The 1,697-nt window shown below is 35.2% G+C and carries 2 protein-coding genes; both read left to right on the top strand.

Features of this window, described 5'->3' with window-relative positions:
- Positions 1-133 precede the first annotated feature (133 nt).
- Positions 134-664 (top strand): type II toxin-antitoxin system antitoxin SocA domain-containing protein, encoded by a 531-nt coding sequence (locus tag LS74_RS10735; RefSeq protein WP_034588535.1) that lies wholly within the window; start codon positions 134-136, stop codon positions 662-664.
- A 302-nt stretch (positions 665-966) separates the two neighbouring features.
- A complete protein-coding gene (locus LS74_RS10730) occupies positions 967-1,458 on the top strand; it encodes a hypothetical protein (protein WP_034588541.1) in 492 nt (163 codons plus the stop codon).
- Positions 1,459-1,697 lie beyond the last annotated feature (239 nt).

Genomic DNA, 1,697 nt, shown 5'->3' with positions numbered 1-1,697 from the left:
CTCCTTTCTATGTTTTTAGATTTATTTAGTGAGATTATAGCAGAAACTATGATTTGGATTCAAATGGAGAAAAAGGATGATTTTATGATAGAATACAAGATTATAATCTACAAACGCCTAAAAAAGGACAGAAATGCAACTAGACAATGCTACAGAGCAAAGACTTAATGAAGCTGTTTCATATCTTCGCCACAAGAGTAATGAGCGGTTGTGGGCAAGGCTTTACCAAAAGATTCTCTTTCTGCTAGAGCTTGAATATTTCAAAGAACACGGCACATTGTTTATAGGACTTAAATTCAAAAGCTACAAATACGGACCTTTTAGCGAAGAAGTTGCTAATGCGCTAGACAATCCACAAGCTGTGGAGCATTCTCAAAGGGTTCAAGAAAAACTTGATGAAATTCTTGAAAGATATGATCTAAAGGACTATAGTCGTTCTAATATGCAGCAAGCATACACTCAAATTATAGACCATATACACTCCTTGCTTTTTTATCACCTCACACCATTTGGGCATATTATTGAGTTTGAAAAATATCCCATAGAGTCCCTATTCGAAAGGCTTGAAACTAAAATAGATGGGGAGTTTCTAGAAAATGAGAGAGGGGAATTTTACAGGCTAAGGCATCAAGCTAAGGGATTGACATGTCAATTCCTGACTTAAATATCAAGATTGTTAGATACTTTGCCTTCAAGTATCAAATAGCAGAATCCTATATATACAGAGACTTCGCTCATTATATTAGGAAAGAACTCTCTTCTTTAGAAGAAAACTTCACTTATCATCAAATATTCACGATTGTGAAAAATATGCAAACTTATGGGATAGTAGGCTTGTATAGAGAGCTGGAAACTGAAGATGATATTGACCACTTCCAAGCAAATTCAAAAGCAGAGATATTGCTTTTGATATGCGAGTTCTTGAAGTTGAGACCTGCGAGCATTAAGAGCCAGAGAGTATGAATTATGATTGACATTCAAAGCAACCTTGATCACCTCAACCATCTAACAAATCTTGCAGACAAGGGCTGGAATGGTTATGAATCTGAGCCTATCAATCAAGAAGCAATTAAGAACGCCATAAATATAGTAAATAAAGTGGTGGTTCAACCAAAAATATTTCCGCTGGCTAATGGCAACATACAACTTGAATACTATAATAGAGACAAAGATATGGAGTATTTGGAGCTTGAGGTTTCCGAAAATGGTATTCAGGATTCTACAAATGAAAACATAAGTATCAAAGAACTTAATATAAAATTGAAGGAATTTTATGGTTTGCGTAAAAATTTGAACGAAAAACTTTTTAGGGCAATTCGTCCTATAAATTTCTTATGGGACAATGAGTTTAATCGCCCGTCTCCTGCAGCCTTTAAAGACAAAAATGGTTTATCGGTAGAAAAGACTGGACAACGCACAACAAATGATGTGCTGGAAAGCCTGTCTAAAAAAACATAACACCGAAACCATTGTCGAGATAAGCGTCAAACAATGTGTCCAAATTGATACATATCCTATCAGTGCCCCAAGCCATACAAACAGATACCATGCAGAAATACATAATTCACCTACAGAGAAACTTATAGAAGCAAACAAGTGTAGAAAAATGGCTGAAATATGCACTATTTATACTATTAAAAACTGACTATATTATAGTATCGGTGGATCGACACAAACTCTACTTTGGTGTTATGCCA

Origin of the sequence: Helicobacter magdeburgensis (assembly GCF_000765825.2) — a bacterium.
In the GTDB taxonomy this organism is placed as follows: Bacteria; Campylobacterota; Campylobacteria; order Campylobacterales; family Helicobacteraceae; genus Helicobacter_C; species Helicobacter_C magdeburgensis.
This window is presented reverse-complemented; position numbering and strand designations above follow the sequence as displayed.